Source organism: Rhodococcus sp. PSBB066 (assembly GCF_017068255.1).
GTDB classification, from domain to species: domain Bacteria; phylum Actinomycetota; class Actinomycetes; order Mycobacteriales; family Mycobacteriaceae; genus Rhodococcus; species Rhodococcus aetherivorans.
In genome coordinates, this window is the sequence record NZ_CP070859.1 from 791,049 (window position 1) to 806,257 (window position 15,209).

Here is a 15,209-nt window from a genome sequence, read left to right on the forward strand (position 1 = left end):
ATTCCTGGCACGTTTGTTCCCATAATTCGGAACAAACGTGCCGCATATAGGGTACATTTGTGCCATGGAGACGAACATCAACACCCTTCGGGAAGTCTCCCAAGATCAACGAGGTCTCATCACCACCGCCCAAGCCGCCGAGCTCGGTATCAGCCGCAAACGACTGAGCGAGTTCACGGCCGACGGGCGGATCGAACGTCTCCGTCAAGGCCTCTATCTGGTGGGTCCGGCCCCCGAGGACGAGCATCGGCAACTGCGGATGGCATGGCTTTTGCTCGATCCGACCCGGTTCGCGTGGGTCCGGCTCGACGAGGAATTCCCCACCGGGGTGATCTCGCATCGTAGTGCCGCCCGGGTACACCGTTTCGGGGACATCGACGCCGACATCGCCGAACTGTCCACGGTGCGGCGCATCCGGCTGCGTCTCCCTCACACCCGGCTGCACACCACGACGCTGACCGCCGAGGACTGGACGGTGGTCGACGGACTGCCGGTGACCACCGCGACGCGCACCATCGCCGATCTCGCCGCCGTGGGCACGGACTCCGGCCACCTGGCCGGCGTCGTCCTCGATGCCCTGGTCACCGATCACACCACCACCGAGGAAGTCTCTGCCGTCCTCGATGCCCCTGCCCCGGCGTACGGGTACCGTAACGGCACCGAGTTCACCGCCGCGCTTGTGCGCACCACCGGGGTACCCCGCAACATCCACGCGCTCGCCGCACTCGATCGCTCCCCCACGACTGACTCCCTCGAACGAGCATCCACCCTGCTCGCCCAGGCACTTACGCAGCACCTCCAGACCACTGGGCCCCCACACACCCCTCTCCACAAGGTCCTCCCACACACCGATTCGTCGGAGGCACCGGCCGCGAAGAGCGCCCTGCATAAGCCAGACCCGGGCAGGCTCGCCGAGATTCTTGCCCTGGTCGCCACGCAGCTGTCCGAGTCGCCTCCCGAACGCGAGAGTCGTCCCGAGAACAACCACATGTGACCGTCATGTAGCTGATGACCGCGACCGCGACCGCCAGGCCGACGAGCAGCAGCAGTACCAGCAGCAGCATCGTCAGGGCAAGGCTAGGGTTCACTCGGCCCAGTGCTGGTGCTGCGGGTGCCATAGTGCGGCAGCAGGCCGGGTACCGGCGGCCACATGGGACAGCACCTGATCGAAACAGCGGCCGGCTGCGTCGACGGCATGGGTGAACACACGCAAGGCCGGATCGAGGTGACGCACCACGTTGGTGTCCTTCGCCCAATTCGAGGCCCACAACGGCGGTGGGGTCATCGCCTCGGGAAGAGTGATCTGCCGGCGGTCACGTTCGGCCGTCACACTCGCGACGGTCGCTGCCAGCTCGGGCTGCAGGTGTTCGGCGATGAGCAGCAGATCGATCAGATCTCGGGTGCGACTCGACGGATGACCGGCGCCGTGTGTTTCGTGGATTGCGCAGATCTTGTCCGCAATCTGATCCGCCAGTGGGTAGAGCTGGACCGTGTCCGCATTGCGGGGAAAATCCCCGTGTTTGTCGTCGACCATACCCATCAGTGATCGGCGTTCCACCTCCCCGATCAGGGACCGTTCATTGACCAGGTCGATGCGGAACTCCTCGAACTTGCGGCCACCCAGCGACGCGACGACCGTCAATCGGGTGCCCTCGATGCTGTCGGTCTCACGCTTGGGAGTGATGGTGTAGCGGAAAGGGTCGGTCTCGTCCTGCGCCAGCGTGATCAAGGCCTGCACCGAGTCCCCGTCGTGGCATCCCACCAGGTCGATGTCGAGACTGTGCCGGGCATTGGGGACGCGCACCATCATCCCCACCCCGCCCTTGAGAATCCATCCATGCGGATCGCCACTGAACACCCGGTCGAGAAACCGCTCGTACACGAACTGCCGACGCACCGCATCGTAGGGACGATCCGTCTCGCGTGCGCTCTGCCGGAGCTGCGCTTCGATACTCGCCCGGATCTGCACGGGCACCCGCTTCTTCTGTGCCACCCCTGCATCCTTTCGCACCCCTTGGCCCTACATTCTGCAGCGGCGGTGCAGCCTCGGCACTGCACCGCGCAGGACCTCCCCTGCTGGATTCATGCCACCCCCGGACGCCAACTCCAGGTCTGTCTTCTCCAGAGGCACGCTTCCCGGACTGCTCCTCCAGGGGTGACCGGCCCCGCACCGTGTCATCACCCCACCGTCCTCCGGCGCGGCCCCCCATTTCTCGTCATCCTCGAGCCATGTCCACGAATCGGCTCAGATGCAACTGATGGGCCACCGTGCACGTACAGGGAGGGCCGTGTCGATTCTTGGCAAGAATCAGATCTACCTCGCCTCCCCGCGGATCATCGCGATCCCACGCATCGGGGCGGTAGAGGAGCACCACATAATCGGCGACGTGAGCCACGGTGCCGGAATCTCGAAGATCGGCCAACGTCGGCGCGGGCGGAGAGGGCATCCGGGGGCCGGGATTGGCGGACAACTGCGCAGTGGTCACCACGGCGATGTCGTTGTCCAGGGCCAGCTGCTTCAACACCCGGGTGACCTCGGCAACTTCACGTTCACGGTTCTCGTACGGCAGTGCGTTTCGCGCGGTCACCAGGTGCAGCGAATCGACGACAACCAGCCCGGCCTGCAGGTGCGTGACAAGGTCCCCGATCTGGTCGACGAGGGTGGTGATCTCCCGGCTCTCGGGACGGGTGATCATCAAGGGGCACTCGAGGATCTCCTGTGCTCGTCGTGCCAGCCGGGTCCAGTCGTCGTCACTCATCCGCTGGGACCGCAGGTCGTAGAGCTTGATCCTCGCTTCGGCGCTGAGTACTCGTTGGGTGATTCTCTCGGCGGTGTCGTCGAGCGTGAGATACACAGCAGGAATGCCGTGACGGATCGCTGCGCTGCGTGCGATTCCCAGGGCAAGGGTGCTCGAGCCCACCCCGGGGTGGGAACCGATCACGGTGAGGGAACCACGTGGCAAGCCGGTGGTGACTTCGTCGAGCTCGGCGAAGCCTGTGGGAATGTTCCGCGCGTGGTCCAGCTGATCCCAGGTCGACTGGAGGAGCTCACCGAACTCACGAAAGGTCGAACCGGTTGACTCGCCGCGATCAACTGCGTTCATGTCTTTTGATCCTGTCGATGGGGAACCGGTTGCCACCGACCCTTTATACGAGACGGGTGAGCCCTTGAGATAGTCCTCTATCACCTGTCCTATCTGTGCCGAGGAGCTCGATCGGCCAATCATTCCGCGTACTGCTGCGACCACCAACCGAATTCCTTGCCAGTACAGAAGCAACTTCCGGTCTCTTTGGACCCAGATCCCATCATCGTCGAGCACTTCCGCCAGTACGTCGCCGAGCGGCTGAACAGGCAGGCCAAGGCAATAGTTACTAGAACCCATAAAGCCGCCAACTACGGATACTGCGACGACGCCGCCCTTAGCGGAATTCTCCGGTACGTACATCATGGAGGGCCTGAGTCCAGGGCCTTACAGCAGCAGGCTCAGAACAACTCCTCGCCCAGCTGTCGGCCAGTCCGGATCTGTACAATTTTTGATGTTGGTATTAACATACCCGGAGCCGGCGCTTCAAGAGATTCGGCCGACATCCGATTCCAACTCGGTGCATGCGAAAGACACAAAGCGCCGGTACAATTTTTCCACACTCTCACTGCCGGTCGGAATATTGTAATATGTACTGGCGGTTTGGAGAATTTTTCGTTTCTCTCGAGTGGTTTTTATTTGGTCAAAATTTACAATATATTGACCCGGGTCGCGTTGCGGATCATGCGTATACGCATAAGCCTTCAAGAAGGACTTGGGGCGCACGACCCTATCACTAGGCAGGCGGGAAATCAGATTTTCAACGACCTTATCGAGGTGGTGCAGGAGTCCTATGTCGTCTATCTGGGAGTAGTACGGTAACCAGCCGCGACGTTTACCGTCCCCGACGCAGCCAGTAATTCTGAAATTGAGCCACCATTCTGCTCTCTTTTGAATTCGATCTAAATCGTGCGCGCCTTCCGCGTGAGACCGCCTCAACATCGTCAACGGACGAGCCAGATTGTTGATTAGGTTCGCATGGCGAATCTTCCCAACGGTCACCTTCCCACCCTCGAACGTGTAGCCAAGATATTCAAATGAACCAAGATCGATTCTACCGGCGGAATGCTTATCTCGGGAAGTTTTGGGGTGCGACTTCAATCCGACCAAGCGAAGATTCAAGTCTATGCTCTCTTTCACAGTCCCCCTTTTCCCATAGCGGCTCAGCACGACGATGTCATCTACATAGCGAAAAAAAGCAACGCCAGGGATGCTCCTCATTGAGTGATCGAAGTCATGAAGGACCACCTCTCCGAGAACGTTAGCCAACGGCGTTCCCGCAGGAACGCCCGCATCAACAAAAGTTGCAGCCCCCTTTGGGGCTCCATCCGGAACTGTCGGGTTCTCGATGGCACGCATTATCATGTCAACGATTGGACTTGAAATACCATACTGTGTGAGTTTGCTCCGTACTGCCAAATGTGAAATACTGGGATAGAAAGAAACGATATCGCTTCGAATGAAATCTCGATACTCGCTGCCGCTTATCGATTTCTTTATGCTAGAAACTATCTTCTGCGGAGTTTGAAAACAAATTTCTGGAATACTATTTCGAAGATGCGTCGATAGTGCCGCCAATGCTAGCCTGTCGCGGACAGTCGGGATTGAAATTACCCTTGGCGCCTTTCCGGACCCCTTCAACTTCAGAAATTCTCGGTACGGAGATGGTCTATAAGTTCCATCCATCAGAGCTGCGGAAGTTGCTTGGATGAGCCTCTCGACCTGGGAATCAGTTAAGTTTCTCGCCGACACTCCATCGCGCCCACGGGCGCTGCTTCCCTGAACCTTCTCTTTGTATACGGACCGCAGTGCGTCGACGCTGAAATCTGGCGGTTGACTCGACACTTCCATCTCTAGCCTCCCGACTGAAACATACCGATTATCGCAAAAACGATCACACCGATGGAGAGCAGCACAAGAAGTCCGGGCAGGAGAGTTGGAATTCTTTTTTCATAAAAACGAGATTTTGACCCCTTATATGTTTTATAATCGACTGAACTATGGTTTTCAGCTTTATCGAGCAGCCAGTCATACTCCAGCTGCAGCAGTCGAACTCCATCGTCAGCAATATCTTTACCGCTCGCCAGCATGGTCTCGATTCTGACCGAGAAAGCCTGGAGTGCGCGATAGTTTATCTCCAAGGCTTTAGCCCTGGCTGAGTAGTCTAAGAAAGTAACGACAACCGATGCCACTAATGAAAGCACCGAGACTCCAATCACGACGCGCGCGATTGCTGACGGATCTCCGGGCGCAGATAGGGAAAAAATCGACACAAAAATGAGGGCTGTCGGAAGACTGAATTGGGCCGCATTCCACCAGTGACCTAATTTCTTAAGTCGCCGAGATGCCTCCAATCGGCAGCGATACGAGTCGTATGAACGCTGCCCCAGAAGGTCAATCGGTTTTTGCACTTTGACACCATTCTTCCGGCGTAAGTGGATCCGGGCGTCGACCATTCTTGCATATGCAATCAGGCCGATAATAATGATGACCGCCAACAGGCTTGCACCTCTCAGGATTAGTTACTTCCGCCGCAAGGGCTTCGCCCGGATCCAATGCGTTCTTACCACACACGCTTCAGTACCAGTTGGCTCGGGCACATGAATGAAGCTCAGGCGGGCGCATCTACCTCTCGAAGTGGCGCTCTGAGGCGTGTTGCGAGAGGAACCCCAAACCCGGAATCTCCTAAATTTCCCAGCTCAGAGGCTGGTGCTCCCTCCATCACAACGAGCAACTCCTTCAATAGCGCGTCAGCTCGATTTTCGATCTCGTCGAAAGCATCGGTGAGGTCCTTCAGGGTCTCGTGGTCGCGGCGGCGGGCGGCGGTGCCACGCTCGTAATAGGACGGGTCGAGGTCGATCTCGGGCTCGCCCCAGACAACGACCTCGTCCCGCGCAGGGACCGGCAGTGTCTTACGCAACGGTGCATGGCCTGACAGATGTGCCCGCACCAGCGTCGACACCGACTGCGGTGTCATCGGTTGTGCATGGGGTAGGTGGCCCCAGCGGTCGATCGGACACAGCAACGGTTGCCGCGCCTGTTTCACAGTGAGTGGATCTGCGATGACTTCAGCCGGGTCGGTGAGGTAATGGCGTATCAGGTGGGTGCCGGGATACTGGTCGAGGAACGTCTGGATGTCTGCCCACCGCCGGTAGATCGCGGTGGCGGGGCTGTTTCCGGTCTCGGGATCCGGCGGGAGACGGACGTGTTCGCCGGCCCGGGTCGTGACCACGAGGACGTCTCCGTCGAGGCGGATGTCGCGGCGGCGGAGCCGGGTGATGTCGGTGAAGGTCATGCCGGTGGCGGCGAGGACTAGGAGCAGGGCGTCGCGGCGGCCGAACAGTCCGCTGGGCCAGCCTTCGGTGGGGAGTTCGGCGGCGCGCTGGAGGAGCATCCGAGCGAGGCGGTCGCGGCGGTGGGCGCGGGCAGCGTCGAGGTGACGGCGCACGGTTTCGGTACAACCCGGCGGCGGGTAGCCATGGCGGGTATGTACGGCGTTGATTGCCGACAGCCGACGTCGCTGGGTCGCGATCGCTGCCGGGTTCTCGTGCAGAAACACCGCCAAGGTTTCGGAGCCGGTGGGGAGCGGTCTGCGGTCGGCCGCGGCACACCAGTCCGCAAACAATCCCCAGTCGTGGCGGTAGCGGGCCGAGATGCGCAGCCCGGTGCGGGGATCGCGACTGTCGGTGCTGGTCATCAGCGCTCAGAGTCCGAGGTTGGTGACGGCGTTTCCGAGCAGGGGTGCGTGCTCACGGGCGTAGACCTCGAGCATGGCCGGGGTGGTGTGCCCGGTCTGGCGCATGATCGCGTGCGCGCTCGCGCCGTTGCGGAAGGCCTGGGTGACGAACCCGGCCCGCAGCGAATGCCCACCGAGCTGGGCGACGAGGTCGGGGTCGTAGCCGGCGTGTGCGGCGCGGCGGCGGATCGCGTGGTGCACCCCCGCCCCCGAGAGTGCCGTCTCGGAGAGGTTGCCGTTGCGGCGGATCGCGCGCAGCAACGGAGAGGCCGGCACGGTGCGGGGGCGGGTGCCGCGGCACACGTGCGCCGCGAACGGCTCGGCTGTGCGGAGCAGCCGGATCACTCCGGGCCGGCCGCCCGCATCGTGGGCGGCGACGACCTGCGCCCACCGCAGCCACGCGCACGGCGGACAACTGGTGTGGCTGTTCGTGAAGGGCAGGGCCCGGACGGTGCCGCGGCCCTCCTGATCGGTCTTCGATTTGCGGAGGCGGATGTGCAGGCCGTCGAGCCGGTGCAGGCTGATGTCCCCGCAGCTCAAGGCGACGAGTTCGCTGCGGCGGAACGCCCCGGCGAAGCCGAGCAGCAGGATCGCGGTGTCGCGGCGTTCGACCACCTCGTCGGCCCAGTTCTGGCAGTCGGCGCGGGCCTTGTCGACGATGGCGAGGATGTCGGCGGTGAGCAGCGGCGCCCGCGGGGTGCGGGGGCGGTCGCCCGCGGTGGCGTAGCCGCGGCGGATCCCGGACATCGTCGCTTTCACCAGGTCGTCGACGGTGGGGCTGGGGTGTCCGGTCTGGCGGTGGTGGTGGGCGATCGCGGCGAGGCGGTGCGCCAGGGTGGCCGGGGCGTAGGCCCGCTCCCCCGCCTCGGTGACGGTGTCGGCGCACGCCACGAGGTAGGCGGCGACGGTGACCGGATGCGCCGGCAGCGCGGTGTGGCCTTCGCGCGCGCACCAGGTGGTGAAGGCCCGCCACGCGGAGGCGTAGGTGCGGCGGGTGCCGGCGGCCCGCGCCGACGCCACCGACTCGGCGATCCGCGCCGCCGTATCGGGCGCGAGGTCCGGCAGCGCGGGCCCCGGCGGGGTCCCAGGCAGCGCGAGCGGCGCGTCGTCGGCCGGTTTCGTCTCCGTGTCCACGGTCGGGCACGGTACCGGGCGGCGCCGACACCGTCCCGGCGACCGAAAACACGCCCACCACGGGGTTCGCGAAGATAGCTGCGTAAATGGAAATTTTCAGCACCATCCGGTTGGTCGTAGACCGAATGCAGCAGTGTCTTCATCGTCCCCGCAAGCGGGCGGTATCCCCAGGCCACGACGACCTCGGCGTGACAGCCGCGAAGTTCGTCGCGCAGAGGTGCGGCACCTCTGCCACAAGTCGCCGGGCAGGGTCGCTCCGATCCCCGACGTCAGTCAGCGAGGGCATCGGAGGTCGCCGCTTCACACCGGTCAGCCCGCGGGCGACCAGCGAGCGGGAAGAGGTCGGCCAGCCGGCCCCCTCCTCGGCGGAAGTCGCATCCAAGCCCAGGATCTCGCGGTAACCGTTGGCGTTGACGGGACGTCCTGGCTCGTCCCCGCAACGACAAGCCCGTCGAGACCGTCACCGACCCTGCCGAGGAGGTGAGACTGGCCGTGACTGCATGACCCATCGAGGAGTCACGCGACGACGTCGCACAGCCGGCACCGGCTCGCCGGGGTGCCCGGCCGATGGCAGCTGTACGCGCTCAGCAACGCGATCACGGACGCGCCCCCGATCGCGCACCGCAAGTACTGCGGCAGGTACTGCGGGCGGCCGCGGCTCGCAGTACGCCCGGCAGCACCGGCAGGCGCGGTGAGGGTGGACCGGACGCCGGAACGAACAGGCGAAACCCTCCCCACGGTTCGTGCGGCCTTCCTAGACTCGGGGTATGACAGCGCTGCGAATCTCCGACGAACCCGTCGACCACTCGAAGATCGAGAAGCGGGCACCGTCGGTGGCTCAGCTCTTCCTCGATCGTGTCGCGGCCAGCCCCGGCACGGAGGCGTTCCGGTTCCCGAAGGACGACGGCTGGGAGAGCGTGACGTGGCAGCAGGTCGGTGACCGTGTCCGCCTGCTCACGGCCGGGCTGATCGCGCTCGGCGTCGAGCCCGAGGACCGTATCGCGCTGGCGTCGTCGACCCGGTACGAGTGGGTGATCGTCGACCTCGCGGTGATGTGCGCGGGCGCCGCGACCACGACGGTCTACCCCACCACCAAGGCTCCCGACGTGGGGTTCATCGTGTCCAACTCGGGCAGCCGCGTGGTCGTCGCCGAGGACAGGACGCAGGTCGACAAGCTCGTCGAGCAGCGCGCACAGCTGCCGCACGTGCAGCAGGTGGTGGTGATCGACGGCCCCGGGGACGGGGACTGGGTGATCACCCTGGCCGACCTCGAGGAGCGGGGCAGGCAGCTGATCGCGGAGTCGCCGAACGTCGTCGAGGATCGGGTCCGGGAGATCCGGCCGGAGCACCTCGCCACTCTCATCTACACGTCGGGCACCACCGGCAAGCCCAAGGGCGTGCGGCTGCCGCACTCGGCGTGGACGTACACCGCCGCCGCCGTCGATGCCCTCGGCATTCTCGGCCCGGACGATCTGCAGTACCTGTGGTTGCCCCTGTCGCACGTGTTCGGCAAGGTGCTGCTGAGCCTGCCCCTGCAGGTGGGCATGCCCACCGCCATCGACGGCCGGGTCGAGAAGATCGTCGAGAACCTCGCCGTCGTGCGGCCGACCTTCATGGGCGCGGCCCCACGCGTCTTCGAGAAGGCCCACGCGCGCATCGAGGCGATGATGGAGGAGGAGGGCGGCGCCAAGAAGAAGATCTTCGACTGGGCCGTCGGGGTCGGAACGCGGGTCTCGAAGGCCAAGCAGGAGGGCCGCAACCCGTCGCTGCTGGACCGGTTGCAGTACAAGGTCGCCGACAAGCTCGTCTTCTCCAAGATCCGGGAGCGGTTCGGCGGCCGGCTGAGGTTCTTCGTCTCCGGGTCCGCCCCGCTGGACCGCGAGGTCGCACAGTGGTTCGATGCCGTCGGCATCATCGTCCTCGAGGGGTACGGGCTGTCGGAGACCTCCGCCGCGACGTTCCTCAACCGGCCGCTCGCCTACCGCTTCGGCACGGTCGGCTGGCCCTTCCCGGAGACCGAGGTCAAGATCGCCGAGGACGGGGAGATCCTCATCAAGGGTCCCGGTGTGATGAGCGGTTACCACGATCGTCCCGACGCGGACGCCGAGGCGTTCGAGGACGACGGCTGGTTCCACACCGGCGACATCGGCGAGGTGGACTCCGACGGGTTCCTGCGGATCACCGACCGCAAGAAGGACATGTTCAAGACCTCGCAGGGCAAGTACGTCGCGCCCTCCGCCATCGCCGCGACCTTCAAGGGCCTGTGCCCGTACGCGAGCGAGATCATCGTCCACGGCGAGGGCCGGCCGTACTGCGTGGCGCTGGTGGGCCTCGATCCGGAGGCGATCCACGAGTGGGCCCAGAAGAACGGCATGGGCGACAGGTCGTTCGCGGAGATCGCCCGGGACGAGAAGACCCGTGAGCTGATCGCCGGGTACATCGACCAGCTCAACGAGCAGCTCAACCGGTGGGAGGAGGTCAAGAAGTTCACCATCATCGACCGCGAGCTGTCGGTCGAGGCCGGGGACCTCACGCCGAGCATGAAGCTGCGCCGCAAGATCGTCATCGACAACTTCTCCGACCGGCTCACCGGGCTGTACGGATAGGCGGCCTATCCTCGGATACATGACGAGTAGTGCGCGACCGAGTTTTACCCAGTACGTCGGATACCTGTTCGGCCGCACGCTCCCCGACTCGCTCCAGGACTGGGTCCGCAACGACCTCGTCGGGCCCGGCGCGACGATGCGTTACCTCGTGCGGTTCACCCTGCCGATCGTGCCGTTCCTGGCGCTGTTCCTGCTCATCCCCGGGCCGGTGTGGATTCCGCTGGCGATGATGGCGCTGCTCTTCATCCCGCTGGTGTACTTCGCGATCGCCCTGATGCAGATCTGGCGGCGGCACCGCCTGGAGCAGCACGGCCTCGACCCCAACCTGCTCGGCGAGAAGGCGCGGGTGCGGGCCGACCGCGAACGCAACGAGTACGAGCGGCGATTCGGGCGCTGAGCCGAGCGGGAGTTTCCTGCGCCGAGGGGGCTGCTACGTAGCGCCCCACTCGCATGTCGGCGCGGCAACCTCCCCCTCGACGCGGTGCCCTGGCAGCGCGATGCCCTGGGAGCACGGTGCCCTGGGAGCGCGGGGTCCTAGGACAGCACCTCGACGAGCGTGGTCGCCGAGTCACCCGTCATGTACCGCTCGACGCTGTCGAGGTGCCTGCGCCAGAACGCTTGCGCCGCCTCGGCATCGTCTCCTCGCAGCAACGTGACGAGCTTGCGGTTGGCACGCAACGCCGCGGACGCCCCGGGACGTTCCGCCGAATCGGCGCGCGTGGACAGGTACAGCGCATTGTGTGCGTCCATGATGTCGAGCAGCATCCCCGCGAGCGCCGCCATCGTCTGGTTCCCGGCGAGTTCCATCACCGCCCGGTGCACCTCGGTGTCGTACTTGGCGAAGGCGGCGGGGTCGTCGAGGAGTTCCTCGCCCCGCTCGACCAGTTCGGCGAGCGTGTCGATGCGCCCGGCGGGGGCGGCGGCGAGCAGGCCGACGGCGTCCACCTCGAGTTCGGTACGGGCGCGGTAGACGTCGGCCAGCGGGACACCCCGGTACTGCAGCAGCAGCCCGGTGTAGCGGGCGGCGGTCGAGCCGTCCGGCGCCTGCACGCGGGCGCCGCCGTGGGCGCCGCGCAGGACGGTGATGATGCCTTCCGACTCGAGGATGCGGAACGCCTCCCGCAACGTGGGCCGGGAAACGCCGAAGCGTTCCATCAGTGCGGCCTCGTTCGGCAACGGCTCGCCGGCGTGCAGTTCCCCGGTGATGATCTGGCGGCGCAGGCTCGCGGCGATCAGTTCACCTGCCTTGGGCACGCGAACGACCGTCGAGCTTCCGTCGAGTGGCATTTCACCGTCCTGTGTGCGTCGTCCATCCCAGCCCCGATGGCACTTAGGATACAAGAATCTACCGGTTTGAAATCTAAAGAGGCAGATGATCTGTCTCTATCCGTCCCACGCCGAGCGGACGCCGTCACCCCACTACTCTCGGCGGTATGAGCGAACCCTCCACCAACGACGTTCCGGCCACCGCCGACCTCGCCGACGAGATCGGCCCCGACATCCGCAGCTGCGACACGCAGTTCGTCCAGTTCGGCGGCCGCGAGGTCTTCGCCGGCCCGATCACCACCATCCGCTGCTTCCAGGACAACCTGCTCGTCAAGCAGACCCTGGGCGAGCCCGGCAACGGCGGCGTCCTCGTCGTCGACGGCGATGCCAGCGTGCACACCGCCCTCGTCGGCGACATCATCGCCGGCCGCGGCGTCGACAACGGCTGGGCCGGTGTCGTCGTCAACGGCGCCGTCCGCGACTCGGCCATCCTGCGCACCCTCGAGATCGGCATCAAGGCGCTCGGCACCAACCCGCGCAAGAGCACCCAGACCGGGTCCGGCGAGAAGAACGTGCCGGTGGAGTTCGGCGGCGTCACGTTCAACCCGGGCGAGATGCTCTACAGCGACCACGACGGGATCGTCGTCCGCGCCGAGGACCGATAGGGAACCGGCACGCTCGTGGCGCTGCGAACGGCGCGGACCTCCCTGCGTGCCGCAAGGCGGAACCGGTCCGGCCGCACAAACTGCCACCAGACGTCGCGGGCCGCCGTCCTCTCAGCCGATGGTGGCGAGGTTCGGCGGCAGTGCCCACACTGGAGGGATCACGGCCGCACGTGCGGCCCGCGACGTCAGGAGGCCCTCATGGGCGACAACAACCCGTTCGGATTCGACCCGGAAGACCTCGACCGCGTCTTCCGCGACGCCGGGGAAGGGTTGCGGGACCTGGCCGCCAAGATCGGCCGGTTCGTCGAGCAACCGGACGCCGGGATTCCGTGGTCGAGCATCTTCCCCGACCTCGGCGGCGCGCCGCGCACCCGCCCGGCACCGCCCACCGCCGGCGAGACCGGCGACGGCGTGTGGGTGATCTACACGCTCGACGGCGACGGAACCGCCCGCGTCGAGCAGGTTTTCCCCACCGAACTCGAGGCGCTGCGCGCCCACAAGAACAACACCGACCCGCTCCGGTCGGTGCGCTTCCTGCCCTACGGCGTCACCGCCGGCATCCTGGACCGGCGCGAGGACAAGGACCCGGACGAAACCGACTGACAGCACCTCCGAGACAGCCTTCGCCTCCCGCACCCGGGCATCACCTGCGGGCCGAGCCGGTGTGGGGAGGTCGACCGAAAACGAGTGCGCCCCGGCCCGTATGCGCGCAAACTGGTAACCAGGAGGTCATCATGCGAGCGCTAAAGGGCCTGCTCAATGCGGTGCTGGGGATCCTCACGGCCGTGCTCGGGGCGGTGGTGGGGATCCTTGCGGCGGTGGTGTGGCTCGTCGGTGGGCTACTGTGCGTAACGATCATCCTGATTCCGCTGGGTATTCCCGTCATGAGGCTCGCCCGCCGTCTGTTCGCCCTCGGCAAACAGGTGCGGCGTCTCCCCTGAACGTCGCAGGGGATCGAGGATTTCGGAGACTGCAGCTGTGGTCGCACCGGCGCTGCAGGCCGTCACCTCGAGGCTCACGCCCCGGCCGTCACGCGTGCGGCGGCGGCCCCGATCTCCACGATGTCCCCGACGTGCAGCTGCCGCCCGCGCCGCACCTCCACCTCCCCGTTGACGCTGACGAGTCCCTCGGCGATCACTTCCTTCGCCTCGGCGCCGGATTCGATCAGGCTCGCCAGCTTGAGGAATTGACCGAGCCGGATGGACTCGTCGCGGATGGGCACTTCGAACACGTCGGACATGAGGCCAGTCTCTCACCCGCAGTGCTTTCGACCCGCCCGACCTCGACCCGCCCGCCCGGCCCACGCCGGGCCCCGTTCTCACGCACACTGGACGAGTGAGCCGACCCGGTATCGTCTGGTTCCGCCGTGATCTGCGGCTGCGGGACCTGCCCACCCTGTTGTCCGTCGCCGACACCTCCGACCGGGCACTCGCGCTGTTCGTGCTCGACGAGTCGCTGCTGCGCCCGTCCGGATCCCCGCGCCGCACCTTCCTCATGCGGTGCCTGCGCGCCCTCGACGAGGACCTGGGCGGACGGCTGCTCGTCACCCACGGCGACCCCGTCACCGTCGTCCCGGCACTCGCCCGGGAACTCGACGCCGACGCGGTGCACATCAGTTCCGACCACGGCCCCTACGGCACCCGCCGCGACGAGGCCGTCGAGCGGGCGCTCGGCGATGTCCCGCTGGTGCGCACCGGCTCGCCCTACGCCGTCGCGCCCGGCCGCGTCCGTAAGCCCGACGACACCCCCTACAAGGTGTTCACCCCCTTCCAGCGGGCGTGGCACGAACACGGCTGGCGAGCCCCGGCCGCCACCGACGCCGGCACCGTCGACTGGATCGACCCCGGCAATCTCGACGCGCGGGTGCCGATCCCCGGCGACGACGACCTCGACGGGGTCACGCTGCCAGCCGCCGGGGAAGCCGCCGCGCTGCACCGCTGGCACGAGTTCCGCGACGACGACCTGCCGCACTACGACACCGAGCGGGACCGACCGGACCTCGACCGCACCAGCCGGCTCTCCCCCTACCTGAAGTTCGGGTGCATCCACCCGCGCACCCTGCTGCACGACGTGCGATCCGACCACGGCGGCGCGGCGAACCGGCTGCGCAGCGAACTGGCCTGGCGCGACTTCTATGCGGACGTGCTGTACCACCGGCCCGACACGGCCCGCCGCAACTACAACCGCCGCTTCGACCACATCACCTACGACAGCGGCCCCGACGCCGAACGTGCCTTCGCCGCATGGAAGGAGGGCCGTACCGGCTTCCCCATCGTGGACGCGGGCATGCGGCAGCTGCTCGCCGAGGGCTGGATGCACAACCGGCTCCGCATGATCGTCGCGTCCTTCCTCGCCAAGGATCTGCACCTGCCCTGGTGGTGGGGCGCCCGGCATTTCATGAACCGGCTCGTCGACGGCGACCTGGCCTCGAACCAGCACGGGTGGCAGTGGACCGCCGGCAGCGGCACCGACGCCGCGCCCTACTTCCGGGTGTTCAACCCGATCACGCAGGGGGAGAAGTTCGATCCGACGGGTGAATACGTGCGCCGTTGGGTACCCGAGCTGCGGGGCGTGAACGGCAAACGCGTGCACCGGCTCCCGGACGGTCCGCCGGACGGGTACCCGGCGCCGATCGTCGACCACGCCCACGAACGGCAGGTGGCACTCGACCGGTACGGGCGGATCGGCGGAAAAGGCTGACCCATCCGGGCCGCGCACC

The 15,209-nt window shown here is 65.7% G+C and carries 15 protein-coding genes and 1 pseudogene; 7 read left to right on the top strand and 9 right to left on the bottom strand.

All coding sequences use genetic code 11. The features are described 5' to 3' along the window. Nucleotides 1-64: 64 nt before the first annotated feature. On the top strand, nucleotides 65-994 hold the full coding sequence (locus JYA75_RS03710) for a type IV toxin-antitoxin system AbiEi family antitoxin domain-containing protein (RefSeq protein WP_203329713.1): 930 nt from the start codon (nucleotides 65-67) through the stop codon (nucleotides 992-994). 90 nt (nucleotides 995-1,084) lie between these two features. On the opposite strand, the gene JYA75_RS03715 is transcribed toward JYA75_RS03710, so the two are convergent. From JYA75_RS03715 to JYA75_RS03745, 7 genes and pseudogenes are all read right to left on the bottom strand, one after another. Continuing rightward, nucleotides 1,085-1,969: a nucleotidyl transferase AbiEii/AbiGii toxin family protein gene (locus JYA75_RS03715; protein WP_203329714.1), complete on the bottom strand. Its 885-nt coding sequence runs from the start codon at nucleotides 1,967-1,969 to the stop codon at nucleotides 1,085-1,087. 247 nt (nucleotides 1,970-2,216) lie between these two features. After that, nucleotides 2,217-3,104, bottom strand: coding sequence for a DnaB-like helicase C-terminal domain-containing protein (locus tag JYA75_RS03720; protein ID WP_203329715.1), 888 nt, complete (start codon nucleotides 3,102-3,104; stop codon nucleotides 2,217-2,219). A 465-nt stretch (nucleotides 3,105-3,569) separates the two neighbouring features. Next, nucleotides 3,570-4,934 (bottom strand): reverse transcriptase domain-containing protein, encoded by a 1,365-nt coding sequence (locus JYA75_RS03725; RefSeq protein WP_203329716.1) that lies wholly within the window; start codon nucleotides 4,932-4,934, stop codon nucleotides 3,570-3,572. A gap of 2 nt (nucleotides 4,935-4,936) precedes the next feature. Then, entirely contained in the window at nucleotides 4,937-5,581 is a 645-nt protein-coding gene (locus tag JYA75_RS03730) for an SLATT domain-containing protein (RefSeq protein ID WP_203329717.1), read from the bottom strand. Nucleotides 5,582-5,694: 113 nt separating this feature from the next. Continuing rightward, the gene (locus JYA75_RS03735) at nucleotides 5,695-6,780 is read right to left on the bottom strand and encodes a hypothetical protein (protein ID WP_239010526.1); all 1,086 of its coding nucleotides are present in this window, start codon (nucleotides 6,778-6,780) and stop codon (nucleotides 5,695-5,697) included. Nucleotides 6,781-6,786: 6 nt separating this feature from the next. Then, nucleotides 6,787-7,953 carry a site-specific integrase gene (locus JYA75_RS03740; protein ID WP_203329718.1) on the bottom strand — a complete coding sequence of 389 codons (1,167 nt, stop codon included), beginning with the start codon at nucleotides 7,951-7,953 and terminating at the stop codon, nucleotides 6,787-6,789. A 104-nt stretch (nucleotides 7,954-8,057) separates the two neighbouring features. After that, a pseudogene (locus JYA75_RS03745) lies at nucleotides 8,058-8,368 on the bottom strand (transposase); the annotation flags it as partial. 352 nt (nucleotides 8,369-8,720) lie between these two features. Between JYA75_RS03745 and JYA75_RS03750 the strand changes: the two are divergent. Both JYA75_RS03750 and JYA75_RS03755 read left to right on the top strand, forming a co-directional pair. Next, a complete protein-coding gene (locus tag JYA75_RS03750) occupies nucleotides 8,721-10,559 on the top strand; it encodes a long-chain fatty acid--CoA ligase (RefSeq protein WP_203329720.1) in 1,839 nt (612 codons plus the stop codon). A 19-nt stretch (nucleotides 10,560-10,578) separates the two neighbouring features. Beyond that, nucleotides 10,579-10,956: a DUF5313 family protein gene (locus JYA75_RS03755; RefSeq protein ID WP_006931544.1), complete on the top strand. Its 378-nt coding sequence runs from the start codon at nucleotides 10,579-10,581 to the stop codon at nucleotides 10,954-10,956. Nucleotides 10,957-11,093: 137 nt separating this feature from the next. On the opposite strand, the gene JYA75_RS03760 is transcribed toward JYA75_RS03755, so the two are convergent. After that, nucleotides 11,094-11,846, bottom strand: coding sequence for a GntR family transcriptional regulator (locus JYA75_RS03760; RefSeq protein WP_006931543.1), 753 nt, complete (start codon nucleotides 11,844-11,846; stop codon nucleotides 11,094-11,096). Nucleotides 11,847-11,992: 146 nt separating this feature from the next. Here JYA75_RS03760 and rraA point away from each other — a divergent pair, with 146 nt between their 5' ends. From rraA to JYA75_RS03775, 3 genes are all read left to right on the top strand, one after another. Continuing rightward, nucleotides 11,993-12,490: a ribonuclease E activity regulator RraA gene (rraA, locus tag JYA75_RS03765; protein WP_043796963.1), complete on the top strand. Its 498-nt coding sequence runs from the start codon at nucleotides 11,993-11,995 to the stop codon at nucleotides 12,488-12,490. 198 nt (nucleotides 12,491-12,688) lie between these two features. Further along, entirely contained in the window at nucleotides 12,689-13,093 is a 405-nt protein-coding gene (locus tag JYA75_RS03770) for a hypothetical protein (RefSeq protein ID WP_050034305.1), read from the top strand. A 131-nt stretch (nucleotides 13,094-13,224) separates the two neighbouring features. Beyond that, on the top strand, nucleotides 13,225-13,431 hold the full coding sequence (locus JYA75_RS03775) for a hypothetical protein (RefSeq protein ID WP_006931527.1): 207 nt from the start codon (nucleotides 13,225-13,227) through the stop codon (nucleotides 13,429-13,431). 74 nt (nucleotides 13,432-13,505) lie between these two features. On the opposite strand, the gene JYA75_RS03780 is transcribed toward JYA75_RS03775, so the two are convergent. Then, on the bottom strand, nucleotides 13,506-13,730 hold the full coding sequence (locus tag JYA75_RS03780; RefSeq protein WP_006931525.1) for an RNA-binding S4 domain-containing protein: 225 nt from the start codon (nucleotides 13,728-13,730) through the stop codon (nucleotides 13,506-13,508). Nucleotides 13,731-13,825: 95 nt separating this feature from the next. Here JYA75_RS03780 and JYA75_RS03785 point away from each other — a divergent pair, with 95 nt between their 5' ends. Next, nucleotides 13,826-15,190: a deoxyribodipyrimidine photo-lyase gene (locus tag JYA75_RS03785; protein WP_006931523.1), complete on the top strand. Its 1,365-nt coding sequence runs from the start codon at nucleotides 13,826-13,828 to the stop codon at nucleotides 15,188-15,190. Nucleotides 15,191-15,209 lie beyond the last annotated feature (19 nt).

Bases quoted from the DNA above. Each gene is read 5' to 3' on its own strand.
- JYA75_RS03710 (WP_203329713.1), top strand. From the start codon at position 65: ATGGAGACGAACATCAACACCCTTCGGGAAGTCTCCCAAGATCAACGA.
- JYA75_RS03760 (WP_006931543.1), bottom strand. From the start codon at position 11,846: ATGCCACTCGACGGAAGCTCGACGGTCGTTCGCGTGCCCAAGGCAGGT.
- rraA (WP_043796963.1), top strand. From the start codon at position 11,993: ATGAGCGAACCCTCCACCAACGACGTTCCGGCCACCGCCGACCTCGCC.
- JYA75_RS03775 (WP_006931527.1), top strand. From the start codon at position 13,225: ATGCGAGCGCTAAAGGGCCTGCTCAATGCGGTGCTGGGGATCCTCACG.
- JYA75_RS03720 (WP_203329715.1), bottom strand. From the start codon at position 3,104: ATGAACGCAGTTGATCGCGGCGAGTCAACCGGTTCGACCTTTCGTGAG.
- JYA75_RS03750 (WP_203329720.1), top strand. From the start codon at position 8,721: ATGACAGCGCTGCGAATCTCCGACGAACCCGTCGACCACTCGAAGATC.
- JYA75_RS03770 (WP_050034305.1), top strand. From the start codon at position 12,689: ATGGGCGACAACAACCCGTTCGGATTCGACCCGGAAGACCTCGACCGC.
- JYA75_RS03780 (WP_006931525.1), bottom strand. From the start codon at position 13,730: ATGTCCGACGTGTTCGAAGTGCCCATCCGCGACGAGTCCATCCGGCTC.
- JYA75_RS03725 (WP_203329716.1), bottom strand. From the start codon at position 4,934: ATGGAAGTGTCGAGTCAACCGCCAGATTTCAGCGTCGACGCACTGCGG.
- JYA75_RS03755 (WP_006931544.1), top strand. From the start codon at position 10,579: ATGACGAGTAGTGCGCGACCGAGTTTTACCCAGTACGTCGGATACCTG.
- JYA75_RS03735 (WP_239010526.1), bottom strand. From the start codon at position 6,780: ATGACCAGCACCGACAGTCGCGATCCCCGCACCGGGCTGCGCATCTCG.